Source organism: Pseudomonas sp. GL_117 (genome assembly GCF_057835125.1).
This window is the reverse complement of sequence record NZ_CM174418.1, coordinates 2,882,314-2,901,500: the sequence shown is the minus strand read 5'-3', so window position 1 is coordinate 2,901,500 and position 19,187 is coordinate 2,882,314. Positions and strand designations below refer to the sequence as shown.

The following is a 19,187-nucleotide window of genomic DNA, read 5'->3' as shown; positions in this document are numbered from 1 at the left end:
ATTGTATGAGGCAGTCGCTGGAGGATCGGCACAGTCAACCGCTCACCGTCACCGAAGGGTTCGTCGTTCTTGTCGCACGCTGGATTCGATCCTATGCCTGCTCACGAACGCCTCGGTAGCCCAAATCGGTCACCCAATGGCTCAACGACACCTGCCCGGCTGGCGCCGGTTATTCCAGGTCTTTGTTCAGGCGCGCACGCACCCGGTGATGGCGGCGCGGGTGGTCTGGGACGGTAGCTCGGCGAACAGCTCCTGGTACTCCGCGGCAAAATGGCTGAGGTGATAGAAACCCCATTGGGCGGCGGCGTCGCCGATGGACAGCTCGCGGGCGCGGGTGGTCATCAAGGTGCGGCGTACGCCGTTGAGCCGCACCGAGCGCAGGTAGTTCAGCGGCGTGGTCTCGGCCACTGCGCGAAAGCTGTTTTGCACGGTGCGCCGACTCACCTGCAGGCGCTGGCACAAATCGGTCACGCTGGGCACGTTGAGCAGCTCGGCGGTCGCCAGGCGGTGGCATTTCTCCACAATGAAACTGCGCGTGGAACTGGGGCTGCGTTGTTGCTTGTCGCAGGCCGGGTCGAGCATCAGTTGCAACAACTCGTCGAGCATCGCCTGCTCCAACGCCAACTCCCAGGTGCTGTCGAGGTCGTCGTGCAACAGGGCCTGGGAGAACAGCGCCAGCAAGCGGCGACGCGCCTGGGCGAAACGCTGGGGCGACACCTTGATCACCGGCTGGCGCAGCAACTGGTTGAGTGCCTTCGCCGACGGGGTTTGCTCCAGCGCCTGCTCGAACATTTCACGCTCGAAGGTGATGGACAGCAGCTCCATGCCCATCGGCATATGGAACATGAATTCCTCGCCACCGTGCAGGAAGAACAGGCTGCTGTCGTCCACGTCGCGGCCCTGCATCCGGATCGACCCGGGAACGTTGATGGGCACGGCAAAGCACATCTTGTCGCGGGGGGCCACGCCGTTCTGCACCACACGCTGGTTGATCTGTTCGAGAAACAAGTGACAGCCGGTCGTCGTCAGTTGCATGAGCGTGCTTTCGGCGGAGCCAGCAGTGAGTTGGCTGTAGTCCTGGTTCCACTGCTGAACCGTGGCGGCATGCACGTGGATGTCGCGAAAATGGCTGATCGTCTGGTTTTTCATGGTATCTGGAGCCTCTACCCATATTCTTGTTTTTAGATCGCCGCGCCTTTGGATAGTCGCATATCGCAAAAATCCTGCAAATTGTTTCTGAGATTCCGCGCCTCCCTGGGGCTGACACGCGCAATTGCCGATTCGGGCTACCGGCCTGCAACCCGCCACGCAGATGATCGGGCTGACTTAAATCGACATTCCAGAGAGACCGTCATGAGTGAAGCCAAATTTGAAGCCCTGCACTTCGCGGATGCCCCGCGGATCATCTCCAGCGCCCTGCCCGGCCCCAAGGCGAGCGAGGCCCTGGCGCTGTCGGCGCGTACCGAGTCGATGGCCCGCGGGGGTGGCCGCATGCCGGTGGCGATGGACCGCGCTTTTGGCGCCACGTTCAAGGACCCGGATGGCAACACTTACATCGACCTGTCCGCCGGTGTCGGCGTCAGCAGCGTAGGCCGTTGCCACCCCAAAGTGGTGCAGGCCATCCAGGCACAATCCCAAGTGCTGATGCACGCCCTGGAGATCAACAGCACCCGCCGTACCGAACTGGCGGCGAAGATGTCCGAGATCGCCCCCGACGGCTTGCGCGGCGACTGCATTACGTTCTTCACCCAAAGCGGCAGCGATGCGTTGGAGGCCGCGATCAAGTTCGCCAAGCGCATCACCGGGCGGCATCAGATCATTGCCTTCCATGGCGGTTATCACGGTGTATGGAACGCATCCGGCGCCCTCACCACCGGCACGGCCTACCGCAAAGGCTACGGCGCACAGATGGGCGGCGTGATCCACGCGCCCTACCCGTACGCCTACCGCTTCCCCTTCGACACCACCCACAAGAGCGCCGAGCAGATCGCCGGCGACTACGTCGACTACCTGCTGAACACCCCGTACACCGCCGCCGATGACGTGGCCGCCGTGATCGTCGAGCCCGTGCAGGGCGAAGGCGGCTACGTGCCGCCCTCCCCCGAGTTCCTGCAACGCCTGCGCCAAGCGTGCGACCGCAGCGGCACGTTGCTGATTGTCGATGAAGTGCAGTCCGGCGCGGGCCGTACCGGCAAGATGTGGGCGGTCGAGCACTCCGGTGTCAAACCCGACATGCTCACCTTTGGCAAGGGCATCGGCAGCGACCTGCCCATGGCCGGCCTGATCATGCGCTCGGACCTGGCCGCACAGATCCCCGACGGTTCGATGCCCAATACCTTCGCCGCCAACTCGCTGTCGGCAGCCGTGGCGCTGACCAATATCAGCATCCTGCAAGACCCGGAACTCGACCTGCTCAACCGCGCCCACGACCTGGGCCTGCAAGCCCAGGAACGCATCCGCGGCTTCAACAGCCCCTTCGTCGGCGAAGTACGCGGGCGCGGCCTGATGATCGGTATCGAACTGGTCGAGGACCCGCTCACCAAGGCGCCACTGGCCGGTGAAAAGATCGGCCAACTGATGGGCTACCTGATCAACCACGGCGTGCTGATGATCCCTTGCGGTCGCTACAGCAACGTGATGCGCGTGATGCCTTCACTGACCATCTCCCGTGCGCTGTTCTTCAAGGCATTGGACATCTTCGGCGACGCCCTGGCCTCCCTCAAGGCCTGATCCAAGGAGCACAACATGACTGAACAGTTGAACCACTTCATCGCAGGCGCCGCCGCCGAACCTTCGAGCGGACGCTACATCGACCTGCTCGACCCGGTCACCGAACAGGTCTACGGCCGCAGCGCACGCGGCAGCGTCGAGGACGTCAACCACGCCGTGGGTGCCGCGCTCGAGCAACTTGAGCGCGGCGCCTGGAGCCAGCTCGATGGCGCCAGGCGGGGCCGGCTGCTGTCAAAACTGGCAGACCTGGTGGAGCGCGACAGCGAGCGCCTGGCGGACATGGACGCCAACGCCATCGGCCGCTCGCCCATCGAACCGCGCCGGATGGACCTGCCCAACGCCATCGCCAACCTGCGCGCCGCCGCCGGTTGGGCCAACCAGCTGGAAGGTCGCACCATTCCCACCGGCGGCTATTTCGGCACCCGCACCCTCTCGTACACGGTGCGCGAACCCGTGGGCGTGGTCGGCGCCATCGTGCCGTGGAATTCGCCACTGATGATCACCGTGTGGAAGCTCGCCGCGCTGCTGGCCGCCGGTTGCACCGTGGTGATCAAGCCGTCGGAAGAGACCCCGCAGTCGGCCCTGCACCTGGCGGCGCTGGCGCAGGAAGCAGGCTTCCCGGACGGCGTGATCAACGTAGTCACCGGCTACGGTGCCGAGGTCGGGCGTGCGTTGTGCGAACACCCGCACATCGCCAAGATCAGTTTCACCGGCAGCCCCGAAGCGGGTCGCGAGATCCAGCGCACGGCCGGCGTGCTGTTCAAGCGCGTGGCCCTGGAGCTGGGCGGCAAGAGCCCGCAGATCGTGTTCGATGATGCGTCCTTCGACGACGCGGTACGCGGCTGTGCCCTCGGCCTGTTCGCCAACCAGGGCCAGGTGTGTGCCGCCGGTTCACGCATCCTGGTGCAGCGCAGTCTCGCCGAACGCTTCGGCGCGGCGCTGGCTGAAGCCGCGCAGGCGGTCAACGTCGGCGACCCGCACCAGCCCGGCGTACAGATGGGCCCGGTGGCCAAGAAAGCCCAGTTCGAGCGCGTCAACCGCTACATTCAGCTGGGCATCGACCAAGGTGCGACGCTGCTCGCCGGTGGCGTGTCCCCCCCCGGGCGCGGCTGGTTTGTGCGCCCGACGATCTTCGCCAACGCACGCAACGACATGGCGATTGCCAGGGACGAGATCTTCGGCCCGGTCGGCACCCTGATCACCTTCGACACCGAAGATGAAGCGGTCGCCCTGGCCAACGACTCCAGCTACGGCCTGGCGGCGACCGTGTGGACCACCGACCTGGTGCGCGCACACCGCGTCGCCGCGGCGGTAAAGGCCGGTGCCGTGGGTATCAACTGCTGGAGCCCGCTGGACGCCAACCTGCCGTGGGGTGGCCTGAAGACCAGTGGTATCGGGCGTGAAGGCGGCTTCAGTGGCGCGCTGGCCTACACCGAGGAGAAAGTCATCACCGTGCTGATGCCTTCCTGAGTCCTTCCCCCGCACCGAGCGCGCCGCCCTTGCCTGGGTGGCGCGCTCCCAGGCGCCCCCTTGCTGACCGTTGGAGAAACCGTGATGAACTCAAACAACCAAACGACAATCGATCGTTATCCGACGTCCCTGCGCCTGCTGCATTGGGTGCGCGCAGTGATCATCACCGGCCTGCTCTGGGCGGGCTGGCACATGACCGGCATGAATGACGAAGTGGCGAGCAAATTCGAGCTGTATTACCCCTGGCACAAATCCTTCGGGGTGTTGGCGTTCCTATTGGTGCTGACCCAGATTGCCGTGCGCTTTCGCACGCCGCACATTCCACAACCGCTGGAAACACTGGCACCGCATGAGCGCGTGCTGTCCAGGCTGATCCAGCGGGCAATGTATGCCTTGCTGGTGATCGTGCCGCTGATGGGGTACTCCATGTCGAGCACGTTCACCATGAGCGACGGGGTGTTCTTTTTTGGCGTCAACCTGCCAGAGCTGTTGCCAAAAAATGACGACTGGTTCGTGGTGTTCCAATTGCTGCACAAGGTGTGCGCCTACACCCTGCTCGCGCTGATCGTGCTGCACATCGCCGGCGCCCTCAAGCACCGCTTCTACGACAAGGCCCCACGCAACGACGTGTTGCGCCGCATGCTCTGAGGCAAACAGGCGTTGGCGCCAGGCGCCAACGCCGCCCTCTTCTAGAACGTCACCCACACAATCAACTGCATGTACGTGTTGGTGGATGCGCTGCCACTTTGCAGCCCACCATTGCCCAGCCACTTCTCTGGTTTGTAGAAGCCAACCAGCGGCGACAGGGTGATGTTGTCCGTTACCACCCAATCAAGAAACAGATCCACCTCTCGCGCACTGAAGTTCTGTTGTTGTTTACGGGACAGTTGGTGGTAGTCGAAGGCCATGGCATTGAGCGTCAGCTTGTCGGTCGGCCGCACGGAGAGCAGGACATCGTTGATCTGCATGTTCGACGTCACGGAGCCGGCGTAGTTGGCCGCAACCTCACCCTGGTAGCGCTTGCGGAAACCGCCCTGGAACAGGAAATCCCAACCTTCGGAATACCGCGTATAGCGATAGCTGAGCGTCGGCTGCCATTTGACGTCGGCGAAGGTGTAGCCCGCGTCGAAGAACATCGCACGCTGTGACCCCGAGCGTTTTTCCTGGCGCGCCACTTCAAAGGCGAAATCGGCGTTGTCGATCCCGGCGTTGCCCTGGCCCCGCAGGCTGTAGATGTTCATGCCTTTGCGTTCCATCCGATCAGCGAAGGCGTAGCGCTCCTCGACATCCAGGCCATGTATGTAGGTGGAACCGAGCGAGCCGAACGGCGTCGTGTAGTCGACCGTGGCCGCCGCCACTTCGGTTTTGGACTGCCCCGGGTTATCCGACTTGAGCCAGATCAGGCTGCCGTGCAAGCCCTCCTTACCGCCCACCTTGAGCACGGCGGTATTGCCGAACGCCAGACGCTGGCCGAGGTAGAAGGCGCCGCCACGGTTGAAGCGACCATCGTTGACGTCCGCGATGGGACTGAAGGCGTTGCCGGGGTTGAAGCCATCGTCGGTAATCAGGAAGCCGTCCACCGTCACCAGTTGGCGGCCGAAGGAAAAATCCACGCCGTCCTTGCCCAGGGCAGGGATCAGCTCGCCCGAGCGCCAACCCAGGTAGGCGTCTTCCACGGCAGTTCTGCGCTCATTGCCAGCCGTGTTTTTGCCGGTGTCGCCATCGCCCCATGTGGCGGAACTGAGCAGGCTGAAGCCACCGTAGATCGAGCCGGCGGTAAGCTTGTCGGTGGTGCCGTTGAGGCCATATTTGGCGTAGCCCTCTTGCCAACGCATGCTGCCGGGTACTTTCTGCGGGTCGGCGAGGTAATTGCGGGTACTGCCGAACCAGCCGAAGCCAGCGCCCAGTTCAGCGTTCAAAACGGTGCCACCATCCTCTTCGTTGTACAGCGTGTAGGCGTGTGCTTGCGGCTCGAATGCACACAGTGCAACCAGCGACAGTAACGGGGCATAAGGGGGGCTGCGCATGACGTCTCTCCTGTTTTTATATTTATGAGGCGAGTCGCGATTTTTCCGATTCAACCCTGCCAGCGGTAACCCAAATCAGCATGTGCATGGCCATCGCGCGAATTCCTTCGCTCACCGCCACTGGTTGCCGTTTTGGGCTACGGCCTGCCCACTTCGCCACCCTATGCTGGGCCCATAAGAACCATAAAAACCGAGGCACCCGTCATGACTGTTCTGCCCTCCCCGCTGTTGCGCCAGGGACTTTGCCTGCTGAGCCTGGTTGCCTGCAGTGCCCTGTCGTCAACCGCCACGGCCCACCATTCCTTCGCGCTGTTCGACCAGACCCGCACGGTCACCGTCAAGGGTGTGGTGGAACGCTTTGCCTGGACCAACCCGCACATCACCATTTACCTCGATGCCCCCGGCCCGCCGCCCCAGCGCTACAAGATCGAGACGGGCAGCGTCAACGCGTTGCAGCGCACCGGCTGGAGCGCAGACTCGATCAAGGCCGGCGAGAACGCCGAGGTGTCCTTCAAACCGCTGAAAAACGGCGAACCCGGCGGGCTCCTCGTGGAGATCAAGATCGGTGACGTGGTGCTCTCGGGCGGCGGTTGAACGCCGTCTCTTTGCCGCCCAACCGCACCGCACCACTTTGTGGAGATGTCTCTATGAAACCGACACGCACCTTGCACATAGCAATCATCGGCCTGGGCTTCGCCCTTGCGACGAGCACAGCGCTAACCAACGCCGCGACAATGCCCAAACCCAAGCCCGATATCAGCGGCACCTGGGAACGCACTCCAGACGATTGGTTTGGCGAGAACCCGGACGACCCCGTGCACCCCGGCGGGCCGATGGACCTCAAGGCGCCGTATGCCGCCGAATATGCCGCGTTCAAGCAGAAACAGGCCGCCGCCAATGAGGCTGGCACTCCGCTCGCGACCACCAGTTCCAAATGCCTGCCCGAAGGCATGCCGACAATGATGGCGGCGCTGTTCCCGATCCAGATCATTCACGACGGCAAGCAAGTGGTCGTCCTGGGTGAATACCTGCAGCAGGTCCGCCGGATTCTGTTGAACCAGGCGATGCCGCCCAAGGAAAAACTCGACCCGCTGTACCAGGGCCATTCGCGTGGGCATTGGGAAGGCGACACCCTCGTCGTCGAAACCCAGCGTGTGCGCAGCGACGTGCACTTCTATGACGTGCCCCACGGCCCGGACATGAAGATCACCGAACGCATCCGGCTGCGCGGGCCTGATCACCTGGAGGATCAGGTCCTGATCGAAGACCCGCAGGTGCTCAACACGCCGTATCGCTTCACGTTCGACTACAAGCGCTCCAGCTATGCGATTCAAGAGTACGTCTGCGAGAACAACCAGATCGTGATCGACAGCGAGGGCAAGGCGTCCCTCAGTCTTGAATAAGGTGGGCCGGATGCAGCGCACGATGACCCTCGGCGGCCTGTTGCTGGCGCTCACGTCGAACGCGTGGGCCGACGTGCCGCGCCTGCCGACCGCGATTGCCGTGCCGCCGTCGGGCCACTTGCCGCTGTCGTCGGCATTACGTCCCGGCACCGAGTACAGCGACCTCGACCAGTACGGCTACACCGAGCAAGAGTTCTACCTGCAAGGCATCGCCCCGGCCATTACCGCCACTGGTGAGCAACGCTTCGACGCGCCCTACACCACGCGCATTCTGGTGCGCCGACCGGCCGACCCCGCGCGCTTCAACGGCACGGTGGTGATCGAGCCCTTCAGCTGGTTTGGCGAGCGTGGCGCCGGATGGATCCTGACCCGCGACTATTTGCTGCGCCGTGGCTACGCCTATGTCGGCTACACGCTGAACACCAACCAGCCGCGGGTCGATCCCAAGTTCATCGCGGACACGCCAGCGGCCGAGGCCGAGCAGATCGCCAGGTACGGACGAATCGTCAATTTCGACTTTATGCGCCGCTTCGATTACGCGCGGTATGCGCCGCTGGGCACTTACTACGACCCGGAGCATTTCAGCCGGGGCACCGTGCCCGATCCGTTCGCGCCGCAGTCACAAAGCATCGCGGCGCAGCTGGCGTTGCTGCTGAAAACCCCTGCGACACAGGGCCCGCTGGCCGGCTTCGACGTGCAGCGTGTCTACGTCAATAGCTGGGCCGTGACTGCACAAGTCTGGATGAACTACCTCGACCAGGGCCGCCACCAACAATGGCGCCTGCCTGACGGCAGGCCGCTGATCGATGCCTACATGACCGGCCGCATGGCCTATGGCGAAGTCGGCGGCGACGTCATCCGCGTGCCGCGCCAGATGCCCGAGGGCGTGCCGTTCGTGACCGTCTACAGCCAGTCCGAAACCCTGCACGACGTGATCGAAGGCATCCCCTTGCCTTCGGACACCGACAGCCCGCAGCTGCGTTACTACGAAGTCACCGGCATGCCTCATCTACGCCTGGCCGACCTGGGGACCGAGCACACCGAACCGCTGGCGGCCGATGTCGGCAAGGGCGACGACCCTCGCTGCCAGACGCTGTACGACGAACCCGTAGAGCTGGTGGTGTCGGCGCTGCTCGATCGCATGGACCGTTGGGTGCGCGACGGCACCCCTATGCCGAAGGCGCCAAGGGTGGTGCGCGACGGCAAGGCGGCCGCACGTGCCCCGGCCACCGGCAACCTACAGGGCGGCGTGCGCCCGCCGTGGGTCCAGGTGCCGAGTGCGACCTACCTTACCGACCAGGAGACCGGCTGCGGCCTGATCTACGACACCAAGGTGGCCTACGCGAAGGACGTGCTGGGCCGGCACTACGCCAACTTCAACCGCTACGCGCAGAAATTCGAAGAAGCCAAAGCCGTTTCGATCCAGCAAGGCTACCTGCTGCCAGAGGATGCGGCGCGCCTGCGGCCGATCGCGACACCCCAAGACTTCTAAGCCCACGAGGAAGGAACGCCGATGTCATCGTCACTCATCATTGCCTGGATCTATGCATCGCCCCTGAGCACCGCCATCCGCGACATTCTCTGGGTCATTCCCACGGTGCAGAGCATTCATATCATCGCCATCACCGTGCTGTTCGGTTCGGCGCTCGTTTCCGACCTGCGCCTGGCTGGCGTGCTGGCCAGCGACGAACCCATGCGCGGCGTGGTTCGCCGCTATTACCCGTGGATGCGCAACGCACTCATCGTGCTGCTCATGACCGGCTTGCTCATGATCATCGCCGAGCCCGACCGGGTCCTGGTCAACACCACGTTCTGGCTGAAGATGGCCCTGGTGGTGACGGCGTTCGGCCTGACGCTGTGGCTGCGCCGCCCGCTGCTACGCGCCCCCGACAACGGCGATCCGCGCCCGATCAAGGCATTGGCCTGGCTGTCGATCGGCTTGTGGTGCGTCGTGATCATCTGCGGTCGCTGGATCGCCTACACGATCTAAGCGTTTTCAACCCACGCCTTCAGGTAACCGCCATGGATATTCAAGTGTTGCTGCAAACCCTCCAGGACACCGCCGTCGCCACCTTCATCCGCGAGTCGGGCTCGGCCTTTCCGCTGTTGGAATCGCTGCATGTGATCGGCATCGCCATCGTCTACGGCACCATCGCCGTGGTCGACCTGCGTCTGCTTGGCGTGACGGCCCATCGGCGCAGCGCGCTGCGGCTGATCAATGACTTGCTGCCGTTCACGTGGGTCGCATTCGCGGTGTGCGTGATCACCGGCCTGCTGATGTTCTGCGCCAATGGCACCACCTATGTGCAGAACACCGCCTTCCTGTGGAAGATGGGCCTGCTGGTGCTGGCAGGGCTCAACATGGCGGTGTTCCACCTGGGCGCGTTTCGCCGCATCGGCGAATGGGACACCACGTTGCCACCGCCCAGCCAGGCGCGGGTCGCGGGCGCCAGCTCCCTGGCGTTGTGGGCCGGGGTGATTTTCCTTGGCCGCTGGATTGCGTTTCTCTGATGGCCGGCGCGAGCGCTGCAACCCAGGTGGTGCGCCCCGCCTCCGGTCGATGGGAGTCGCTGGGCCTGCTGTTGGCGACCCTGGCCGTCACCGCTGGCGTGCTCGGCTACGTGATGTTTCGCCCCGAGCGCGTCGGCCCGCCCGTGCCCTTGAGCTGGCAGGTGCGTTCCTTCGATGGCTTGGGCGCCGCCGACCAGGCCATTCACAGCGCGCTGTTGCCCGCCGGTGAAGAAATCATCTGGAACAACAACGACACCGGAGGCTGGATCACCCTGGAACATGCGCAGAAGCTGTTGCTGCCGCCGTTCTACCGTGACGGTTTCTGGAAAACCAACGGCGAAGTGCACTGGCAACTGATCCTGCCCGGCACCCACCAGGCCCATGACCCATCGGCCGCTGCCGACGCACCGGCCACCCCGACTGTCAGCAGCGTATCGCAGGCCACCCAGGGCCAGGGCGCCACCGTGTATTACGGTTCTGCCGGCCGAGCGCCGGGGCAGAGTGCGTACCTGCTGGTCATCGGGCATGCACATGCGGGAGTCATGTGGGCGAACCAGGCGACGATCTGGGTCCACCGCGACCCGAATGCGCCCTACCCTGGCATCGTCAAGCCCGAGTCGCTGGTCGGCGCCGGCTGGCGCCAGGTCATCCCTTACGACGGCGCCAGCGAAGTCGAACGCGTAAAAGGAACTCAGCCATGACTGCCTCCACCTCACTGCGCGCCCTGTGGCGCGGCTGCATGGCGCTGCTCGCGCTGATTCCGCTGGTGGCCCTGGCAGGCGCCGCGCCGGACGCAGGCAAGAAACTCAAGATCGGCGTCACGCTGCACCCCTACTACAGTTTCGTGGCGAATATCGTCGGTGACCGCGCGGACGTGGTGCCGCTGATCCCGGCAGAGGCGAACCCCCACAACTACCAGCCGCAGCCCGACGACATCACCCGGGCGATGAGCCTCGATGCGCTGGTGGTCAACGGCATCGGCCACGATGAATGGGCCTTCCAGATCGTCAAGGCGGCCGGCCGTACGCAGACGCTGCCGATCATCCAGGCCAATGCCTCGGTCGCGCTGATTCCGGTGGGGGGCGACCAGGGCGGCGTCAAGGTGGTCAACCCGCATACCTTTGTCTCCACGACCGCAGCGATACAACAGGTGTTCGAGATCGCCCGCAAACTGGGGGAGCTGGACCCGGCCAACGCCGTGACGTACCGCCACAACGCCCTGGCGTACGCCACGCGTATCCGCGAACTGCGCGCGCGTTTCATGACGCGTTTTGCCGCACTGGACCTGTCCGGCTTTCGCTGTGCCACCACCCACGCCGGCTACGACTACCTGATGCAGGAATTCGGCCTGTTTGTCAGCGCGGTGATTGAACCGCGCCATGGCGTTGCGCCGACGGCACGCCAGTTGGCCAATACCATCGAGGCGATCAAGAACGCCCATGTGCGTGTGCTGTTTGCCGAGAAGAACTTCTCCCTCGACCTGGCCAAGCCCATCGAAGCTGCCACCGGCGTGAAGGTGTTTGCGCTGTCGCATATCACTGGCAGCACCTACAGCGCGGACGAGTTCGAGGTGGCCATGGCCGAAAACCTCGAGACCCTGGCCGAAGCCGTCGAGTTCACCCAGCAATGAAGGAGCAATCAGCAATGCGTGGACCTGCCGTGGTATTCGACAACGTCTCATTGCAACTGGGCGGTGCCCCAGTGCTGGACGCCGTGAACTTCCGGATCGAGGCCGGGGCCCTGCATTGCCTGGTCGGTCCCAACGGCGGTGGCAAGACCTCGCTGGTACGTGCCCTGCTGGGCCAGATGCCGCACTCGGGCACCGTGCGGTTGGAGGGCGAGATCACCACGCCCATGGGCTATGTACCGCAATTGCCGGATTTCGACCGCCACGTGCCAATGACCGTCAACGACGTCATGGCCCTGCTCGGCCAGCGTCGGCCGGCCTTTCTCGGCGCATCCCGCGCAGCCAGGGCAAGCAGCGACGCGGCCTTGCAGCGCACCGGGGTAGGCGCAATGGGCGCCAAGCCCTTTGGCAGCCTGTCTGGAGGCGAACGCCAGCGCGTGCTGTTGGCCCAGGCGATCAGCCCGCTGCCGCGGCTGCTGATCCTCGACGAGCCCACGGCCGGGATCGACGAACCCGGTGTGCGCCTGGTGGAGGAGTTGGTCAGCGAACTGCACGCCCAGGGCGTCACCATTCTCTGGATCAACCACGACCTGGAACAGGTCAAGCGCGTTGCGCAATCGGTCACGGTGATCAATCAACGCCTGTTGTTCCATGGCAGCTGCGACCATTGGGAGCACCTGCAATGAACGCCCTGTACGATTTCATTCGCAACCAACTGCAGGCGCTCGCCGCCAACGGCCTGCTGCCACAGCCGTTCGAATACGAATTCGTGATCAACGCGCTGCTTTGCGCACTGCTGATCGGCCCCCTGCTAGGGGTGCTGGGCTCGATGGTGATGATCAAGCGCATGGCGTTTTTCAGCCAGTCCGTGGGCAATGCGGCGATGACTGGCGTGGCGATCGGCGTACTGATCGGCGAGTCCTATACCTCGCCATACTTTTCGATGTTCGGGTTCTGCCTGCTGTTCGCGCTGACGTTGAAGTACACACAACACCGCACCACGCTGGCCAACGACACGCTGATCGGAGTGTTCCTGTCCATCTCGCTGGCGGTCGGCGCCTCATTGCTGCTGTTCGTGTCGGCCAAGATCAACACCCACGTGATGGAGAGCGTGCTGTTTGGCTCGATCCTGGCGGTAGACCACACCGATATGAATGTGCTGCTGGTGGTCACGGCCACCTGTGCGCTTTTCGGCCTGCCGGCGTACAACGGCATGCTGCTCGCCAGTCTCAATCCGAGCCTGGCCCATGCGCGTGGCGTGCCGGTGCGCAGCGTCGAGTACCTGTTCGTGGTGCTGGTCACCCTGGTGACGGTGGCCTGCCTGAAAATCATCGGCGCCGTACTCGTCGAAGCCTTGCTGCTGATACCGGCGGCCGCGGCGCGCAACATCAGCCATTCACTGCCGGGGCTGGTCGCCCGCGCCGTGCTGATCGCCACATTTTCCTGCGTGGTCGGCATCCTGGTGCCCATGCAATTGCACATTCCGGTGCCGACCGGAGGCGCCATCGTGATCGTGGCGGCACTGGTGTTCCTGGTCACCGTGGTCATTCGCGCCTGCGCGTCGCGTTTCAGAGGGGCAAGCGTATGAACAGGCGTTGCATGGGGATGATACTGGCGCTGTTGCTGGGTAACTCACTGGTCGCCGGCGCCGATGCCGGCCGCCAACAGGTGCTGGTCGCACTGCCGGCCGTGTATGCACTCACCTCGGCGCTCAGCGACGGCACGGCAATCGAGGTCGTGCGCGTGCCACAAGCGGCCGCAGTGCCCATGGAAAGCCAGGCCAACGCACTGTCGCGCCTGGACGCCGGGGTGTTCCAACGGGCCGTCGCCGTGGTCACCCTGGGCAGCCTGTGGCGGGCAGACCCGCTTTATGCCGCCGCCCGGCGCCACAACCTGCGGATCGTCGAGATCGATGCCGCACACTCCTGGGACAGCATCAAGCCCGGCGTCGCCGTGACCCGCGTGCCATCGAATGACGTACCGTGGGCAGCCCCCCAGGAGGCCGATGGCGGCCAGTCTCCCTATGCCTGGCTCGGGCCGGTCAACGCCATGCGCATGTCGGCGATTATCGCCACAGACCTGGCGCGCCTGTCCCCTGCAGATGCGCCCCGCATCACACGCAACCTGGCGGCACTCGAAGGCCGTTTGCGTGCGCTCAAGGCCGAGTATGGCGCCCGACTGGTGCAAATCCCGGACCTGCGCGTGCTGTCACTGGCCAATGAGTTCATCTATCTGTTCGGCGAGTTCGGCATCTATGTCGACGGTTGGTTCGTCCGGCAGGACATTGACTGGAGCGACGCCGACCGCACGGCACTGACCCGTTATCTGCGCGAGCGTGAGATTCGCGTGGTGGTCCACAAATGGGCGCCGGACGCCCGGATCGTCCAGGCCATCGAGGACGCAGGCGCACACCTGCTGATCCTCGACACGGGCAACCCGGGCATGCTCGCCGACCCGGCCAACAGCTACGACGCCCTTGTAGTTTCAAACCTGAACGCGTTGCTGGCGGCCTTCGCAGCGCACCCATGATCACTTTCGAGGGTGGAGACCAAACCCCATGAAATCCCCACAACTGCTGATCGCAGGCAGCGTGCTGTTCTGCCAGTTCGCCCTCGCCCATGCCCCCGTATTCGACTGCTACATCGAGCGCGATGACCGGGTGAAATGCGAGGCAGGTTATACGGACGGCAGCTCGGCCCTGGGCAGAAAAGTCCAGGTCCGGGACGCGAGAGACAAGGTGTTGCTCGAAGGCAGCATCGGCCAGGACAACACCTTTACGTTCCAGGCGCCCGCCGAAAACTACTCCGTGGTGTTCCTCGGCGGCGACGCCCATGACGCCACGCTTCAGTCCTCCGACATCACAAGGTGAAACCGAGCATGCAGATCCCAACCCGACAACTGCTCCAAGCCCTTGCCGTTACTGCGTTCAGTGGCTTGACTGGCGTGGCCCAGGCGCATTTCCAGATGCTCTACGTGGAAGACACCGCACTGACGCGTGCGCAGAGTCTGGAGTTTGCGCTGGTGTTTACGCACCCGTTCTCCGGCGGCCCGACCATGGTGATGGAAAAACCCCGCGCGTTCAGCCACATCAGCGCCCACGGTGGCGAAAAAATCGACTTGCGCCACTACCTGCGCCCGGTGCAATGGCAGAGTCGCGACAACCGGACCACCGCTTATCGCGCCTCGATTCCCCGCGAGCTGGTGCGTTCGCTGGGTGACCACGTATTTGTGCTGGAACCCGAGCCCTACCTGGAATCGGAAGAGGACGTGTATATCCAGCAGTTCACCAAGCTGATCGTCAACGTAGGTGGCGTACCCGGCAACTGGTCAGAACCCCAGGGCTTGCCCGTGGAGATCCAGCCGCTGAGCAAGCCCTATGCAAACTGGACAGGTGGCGTGTTCCGCGCCGTGGTCTTGGCCGACGGCAAGCCCGTGCCGTTTGCCGAAGTCGAAATCGAATACCTCAACCACAGCGTCGACATCGCGAACAACGCCTTCGGCGAGCAAGACTACGTCACGGCACCGCAAGCCTCATTCAAGGCCCAGAGCACCTACACAGACGCCCAGGGCGTGCTGACCATCGGCCTGCCCCGGGCGGGTTGGTGGGGTATTGCCGCACTTAACATCGGCAGTACCAAAACCCATAAAGGCAAACCGCTCTCCCAGGACGCCGTGTTGTGGGTGCAGGCCAGGGATATGAAATAAAAGACATGCACCGGCAAGGTTTCGCGATGCCCATCTGACAAATTGTGCTATCGATACGGCTCATCACTTTAGATTCAGGTAGCACTCGACATGAGCCTCTCGATTCACTTCACCCCCTGGACATCGCTGCTCGGCGGCGCACTGATCGGCCTGTCGGCAGGCCTGTTCATCCTGCTCAACGGTCGTATTGCCGGTATCAGCGGCCTGCTGGGCAGCCTGTTGAACAAGGGTGGCGACGGCCGCGCAGAGAAAGGGCTGTTTGTGGTCGGCCTGCTGATCTCACCCTGGGTGTGGTCACTCGTTGCGCAGTTGCCCGAATCGTCATTCCAGGCCAGTGGCTACGCGTTGGTCGCCGCTGGGCTGTTGGTGGGCATCGGCACGCGGTATGGCGCCGGGTGTACCAGCGGGCATGGCATTTGTGGGCTGTCCCGCCTGTCGCCGCGCTCGCTGGTCGCCGTTTGCTGCTTCATGGGCAGCGGGTTTGCCTGCGTTTATGCCATTCGCCATCTGATCGGAGCCTGAACATGCGCAAATTAGCTGGATTGATTGCCGGTTTGCTCTTTGGCCTCGGGCTGCATCTCAGCGGCATGACCAACCCGGCGAAAGTGTTGGACTTCCTTGACCTGGCCGGCGACTGGGACCCGTCCCTGGCGTTGGTCATGGCGGGCGCCCTGGCTGTCAGCAGCGTGCCGTTCTACTTCGCCAGGCGTCTTCAGGTGTCACTGCTGGGGGCGCCCTTCCAAATGCCGACTAACCGGAAAATCGATCGAAGACTGGTACTGGGCAGCCTGCTGTTTGGCATGGGCTGGGCGATTGCCGGCCTGTGCCCCGGACCCGCCCTGGCATTGCTGCTGACAGGGCGGTGGCAGGTGGTTGTATTCACGCTGGCGATGGTGGTGGGGATGTTGATTTTTGCCGGGCTTGAATCCCGTAAAGGCCGATGACGTGAATAGACGCGAGACGGCGGGTGGTTCTGGGCGGGTCAGGCGGGAAAAAGCGTGGGGTCTGGCGTGCGGGCAGGTTCTGCGAGGCACACGGCCATACAGACCGCGGCCGGTTTTATCGGCCAGACGGTCAATATCATAAAAATAGATGATCTTAATTAACCAGGAGATGCCAATTTCTAATAATTAGCTTATTCCAAAAAAGAATTTCACTCAGGTTTTTTATAGGAATATCTTCAAAACACTAGACGACTTCCCTACCCCGCTTTTGAAGCTGTACCCACACCAAGGGCCAGTGCCAGACTCAATGGACTACCACTGACATGCCCGACATCGCCTCTGCCGCCCCTCTGAAGAAGTTCCACCTGTCCTTGCTCACCAGCTCGTTGCTGCTGGCGACTGCGCCGTCATTCGCCGAAACCGCGAGCGAAGACGCCAAGCTCGACACCGTCACCGTGATCTCCACCGGCCTGCGCGGTCAGCAACGTACCGTGGCTGACAGCCCGGCACCGATTGACGTGATCAACAGCGACCAACTGCTCAAGACCGGCCGTGCGGAACTGTCCGAGGCAATCGCCAAATTGCTGCCGTCGTTCAACTTCGGCACCAATATCGCCGGCTACAACTCGGTGACGCGGCCGTTGAGCAACCGCAGCCTGGGCCCGGCGTACACCCTGGTGCTGGTCAACGGCAAACGTCGCCACAACGGCGCCACCGGCCAGCGCGGTTCCATCGACAACAGCGGCGCAAACGCGGTGGACATCGACCTGATCCCGGTCAGTGCCGTGGACCATATCGAAGTGCTCAAAGACAGCGCTGCCGCCCAGTACGGCTCGGATGCCGTGGCGGGCGTGATCAATATCATCCTCAAGAACAGCAAAAGCGGCGGCCACCTCGAAACCAGTTACGGCCAGCTGTTTTCCGGCCAGGGCGAGACCATCAAGGTCGCCGGTGACCAGGGCTTCGAACTCGGCGAAGGCGGCTTCTTCCACCTGTCCGCCGACGCGCGCAAGCGCGGCAACGCGTCGTGGAACGACAAGGCCGACCGCAGCGTCAGGGCCTTCAACGACCCGGCCAAGGAAGCCGCCTGGGACCGCGTCGCGATCAAGAACGGCGACCCCGATCTCAAGGCCTTCAACCTCGCCTACAACGCCGAACTGCCCCTGGAAGACCTTACGCTGTACTCGTTCTCCACCTACGGCGAACGCGACGCCGAAGCGGCCAACTACTTGCGCCTGCCCACTGGCACCGCCGCCGTGCCGGAGGTATTCCCCGACGGTTATTTCCCGCTGAACAACATCAAGGACCGCGACTATCAATTGCTGTTTGGCGGCAAGGGTGAGCTGGCCGAGTGGAACTGGGACCTGAGCACCACCTACGGGCGCAACAATGTGCACCACTCCAGCGACCTGAATATCAACCCGTCCCTGGGTAGCGCATCGCCGACCAAATTCGACAACCTGGCAACCTTCCGGTTTGAGCAGTGGGTCAACAACCTCGACTTCACCCGGCGCTACGACAGCCTGTTCAACCTGACCCCGCCGGTGCAGGTGTCGGCCGGCCTGGAGCACCGTTGGGAGCATTTCAGCACCTTCGCCGGCGACCGCGAGGCGTATATCACCGGCACCTACCCGGCCGCATCGGGTGCGCAGGCGGCGGTGACGATCCGCCCGGAAGATGAAGTCAGCCTGATCCGCAACAACTACGCCGGCTACCTGGACCTGGGTTTTGACCTGACCGACAAGTGGTTCCTCGACGTCGCCGGCCGCGTCGAGCATTACGATGACGATTCAGGCAACACCTTCGGCCTGAAAGTGAACTCGCGCTACGAACTGACCAACACCGTGGCCGTGCGCGGCACCGTCGGCACCGGTTTCCGCGCGCCATCGCTGACCCAGATCGGCTACACCGTGGCCGACAACCGCGTAGCCCTGGACGCCAATGGCAACGTGGTGCCCGCCGTCACCCGCCTGACCCCGTCCGGCAGCAACCTGGCCAAGGCCCTTGGCGGCGATGACCTCAAGCCGGAAAAATCGCGCAACCTGGGCCTCGGCCTGACCTGGCAACCCGCGCCACGCACCAGCATCACCGCCGATGCCTACCTGATCGACATCGACGACCGCATCGCCCTGACCAGCAACCTCTACGACCGTGGCAACGGCGCGATCAACGCCATCCTCACCGCCCAGGGCGTGCCGTCCGGCACCTGGGTCAACTACTACACCAACGCCTTCGACACCCGCACCAAAGGCCTGGACATCGTTGCCGACCACACCACGCCGTTGGATGCGCTGGGCGATGTGCGCTGGAGCCTGGGGTTCAACTGGAACAAAACCACGATCCAGGACAGCCGCGACACCCCCGCCGCGCTGGCCAATACCGGCGTGACCCTGGTCGGCCGCGACCGCGCCGGCGACCTCACCGACGCCACGCCCAAGACCAAGTGGATCCTCGGCGCCAACTGGAAGCTCGACGACCTCGCGGTGAACCTGCAAACCGCGCGCTACGGCGCGGTCAAGACCCTGGCCGTCAACCCCAGCGGCGACCGCAGCTTTGGCGCCAAGTGGATCACCGACCTGGACGTCAGCTACACCTTCGTCGACAGCCTGACCCTGAGCATCGGCGGCACCAACATCTTCGACGTGCGCCCCGACAAACACGCGGTGTACAGCAACCTGGGCCTCGCCGCCTATGGCAACCCGCCGTTCTACCCCGGCGGCGGCTACTGGTACACCAAGCTCGCCTACGACTTCTGATCCACACCTTGCAT

The 19,187-nt window shown here is 63.6% G+C and carries 20 protein-coding genes; 18 read left to right on the top strand and 2 right to left on the bottom strand.

The window, feature by feature from the left end:
- Positions 1–186: 186 nt before the first annotated feature.
- Positions 187–1,149, bottom strand: coding sequence for a helix-turn-helix domain-containing protein (locus tag AC3ISR_RS12970; protein ID WP_192300986.1), 963 nt, complete (start codon positions 1,147–1,149; stop codon positions 187–189).
- Between the two features lie 204 nt (positions 1,150–1,353).
- Here AC3ISR_RS12970 and AC3ISR_RS12965 point away from each other — a divergent pair, with 204 nt between their 5' ends.
- The 3 genes from AC3ISR_RS12965 (at position 1,354) to AC3ISR_RS12955 (ending at position 4,848) form a co-directional block, all read left to right on the top strand.
- The gene (locus AC3ISR_RS12965) at positions 1,354–2,730 is read left to right on the top strand and encodes an aspartate aminotransferase family protein (RefSeq protein WP_192300987.1); all 1,377 of its coding nucleotides are present in this window, start codon (positions 1,354–1,356) and stop codon (positions 2,728–2,730) included.
- 15 nt (positions 2,731–2,745) lie between these two features.
- Positions 2,746–4,200: an aldehyde dehydrogenase family protein gene (locus AC3ISR_RS12960; protein WP_192300988.1), complete on the top strand. Its 1,455-nt coding sequence runs from the start codon at positions 2,746–2,748 to the stop codon at positions 4,198–4,200.
- Positions 4,201–4,284: 84 nt separating this feature from the next.
- Positions 4,285–4,848, top strand: coding sequence for a cytochrome b (locus tag AC3ISR_RS12955; protein ID WP_489324783.1), 564 nt, complete (start codon positions 4,285–4,287; stop codon positions 4,846–4,848).
- Between the two features lie 41 nt (positions 4,849–4,889).
- Here the strand turns inward: AC3ISR_RS12955 and AC3ISR_RS12950 are convergent, their stop codons facing one another.
- A complete protein-coding gene (locus tag AC3ISR_RS12950; RefSeq protein WP_192300990.1) occupies positions 4,890–6,227 on the bottom strand; it encodes an alginate export family protein in 1,338 nt (445 codons plus the stop codon).
- Between the two features lie 204 nt (positions 6,228–6,431).
- Between AC3ISR_RS12950 and AC3ISR_RS12945 the strand changes: the two genes are divergently transcribed.
- The 15 genes from AC3ISR_RS12945 (at position 6,432) to AC3ISR_RS12875 (ending at position 19,173) form a co-directional block, all read left to right on the top strand.
- Entirely contained in the window at positions 6,432–6,821 is a 390-nt protein-coding gene (locus AC3ISR_RS12945; RefSeq protein WP_192300991.1) for a DUF6152 family protein, read from the top strand.
- A gap of 53 nt (positions 6,822–6,874) precedes the next feature.
- The gene (locus tag AC3ISR_RS12940) at positions 6,875–7,630 is read left to right on the top strand and encodes a hypothetical protein (protein WP_489324782.1); all 756 of its coding nucleotides are present in this window, start codon (positions 6,875–6,877) and stop codon (positions 7,628–7,630) included.
- 10 nt (positions 7,631–7,640) lie between these two features.
- On the top strand, positions 7,641–9,122 hold the full coding sequence (locus tag AC3ISR_RS12935; protein ID WP_489324781.1) for an alpha/beta hydrolase domain-containing protein: 1,482 nt from the start codon (positions 7,641–7,643) through the stop codon (positions 9,120–9,122).
- Between the two features lie 21 nt (positions 9,123–9,143).
- Complete coding sequence (locus AC3ISR_RS12930) at positions 9,144–9,620, top strand: DUF6644 family protein (protein WP_192300993.1); 477 nt, start codon at positions 9,144–9,146, stop codon at positions 9,618–9,620.
- Between the two features lie 32 nt (positions 9,621–9,652).
- On the top strand, positions 9,653–10,141 hold the full coding sequence (locus tag AC3ISR_RS12925) for a DUF6644 family protein (RefSeq protein WP_192300994.1): 489 nt from the start codon (positions 9,653–9,655) through the stop codon (positions 10,139–10,141).
- Positions 10,141–10,842, top strand: coding sequence for a DUF6162 family protein (locus AC3ISR_RS12920; RefSeq protein WP_192300995.1), 702 nt, complete (start codon positions 10,141–10,143; stop codon positions 10,840–10,842). The genes AC3ISR_RS12925 and AC3ISR_RS12920 overlap by 1 nt, the downstream gene beginning before the upstream one ends.
- On the top strand, positions 10,839–11,771 hold the full coding sequence (locus tag AC3ISR_RS12915) for a metal ABC transporter solute-binding protein, Zn/Mn family (RefSeq protein ID WP_192300996.1): 933 nt from the start codon (positions 10,839–10,841) through the stop codon (positions 11,769–11,771). The genes AC3ISR_RS12920 and AC3ISR_RS12915 overlap by 4 nt, the downstream gene beginning before the upstream one ends.
- A gap of 14 nt (positions 11,772–11,785) precedes the next feature.
- Positions 11,786–12,454, top strand: a complete 669-nt coding sequence (locus AC3ISR_RS12910; protein ID WP_225595731.1) for a metal ABC transporter ATP-binding protein — start codon at positions 11,786–11,788, stop codon at positions 12,452–12,454.
- Positions 12,451–13,356: a metal ABC transporter permease gene (locus AC3ISR_RS12905; RefSeq protein ID WP_192300998.1), complete on the top strand. Its 906-nt coding sequence runs from the start codon at positions 12,451–12,453 to the stop codon at positions 13,354–13,356. Before AC3ISR_RS12910 ends, AC3ISR_RS12905 begins: the two co-directional genes overlap by 4 nt.
- Entirely contained in the window at positions 13,353–14,297 is a 945-nt protein-coding gene (locus tag AC3ISR_RS12900) for a metal ABC transporter substrate-binding protein (RefSeq protein ID WP_489324780.1), read from the top strand. The genes AC3ISR_RS12905 and AC3ISR_RS12900 overlap by 4 nt, the downstream gene beginning before the upstream one ends.
- 28 nt (positions 14,298–14,325) lie before the next feature.
- Positions 14,326–14,637, top strand: a complete 312-nt coding sequence (locus AC3ISR_RS12895; protein WP_463984479.1) for a hypothetical protein — start codon at positions 14,326–14,328, stop codon at positions 14,635–14,637.
- Positions 14,638–14,645: 8 nt separating this feature from the next.
- Complete coding sequence (locus AC3ISR_RS12890) at positions 14,646–15,473, top strand: DUF4198 domain-containing protein (RefSeq protein ID WP_463984480.1); 828 nt, start codon at positions 14,646–14,648, stop codon at positions 15,471–15,473.
- Between the two features lie 90 nt (positions 15,474–15,563).
- Positions 15,564–15,995: a YeeE/YedE family protein gene (locus AC3ISR_RS12885; protein ID WP_463984481.1), complete on the top strand. Its 432-nt coding sequence runs from the start codon at positions 15,564–15,566 to the stop codon at positions 15,993–15,995.
- A 2-nt stretch (positions 15,996–15,997) separates the two neighbouring features.
- On the top strand, positions 15,998–16,417 hold the full coding sequence (locus AC3ISR_RS12880; RefSeq protein WP_305392623.1) for a DUF6691 family protein: 420 nt from the start codon (positions 15,998–16,000) through the stop codon (positions 16,415–16,417).
- Positions 16,418–16,740: 323 nt separating this feature from the next.
- On the top strand, positions 16,741–19,173 hold the full coding sequence (locus tag AC3ISR_RS12875; protein WP_192301002.1) for a TonB-dependent receptor plug domain-containing protein: 2,433 nt from the start codon (positions 16,741–16,743) through the stop codon (positions 19,171–19,173).
- Positions 19,174–19,187 lie beyond the last annotated feature (14 nt).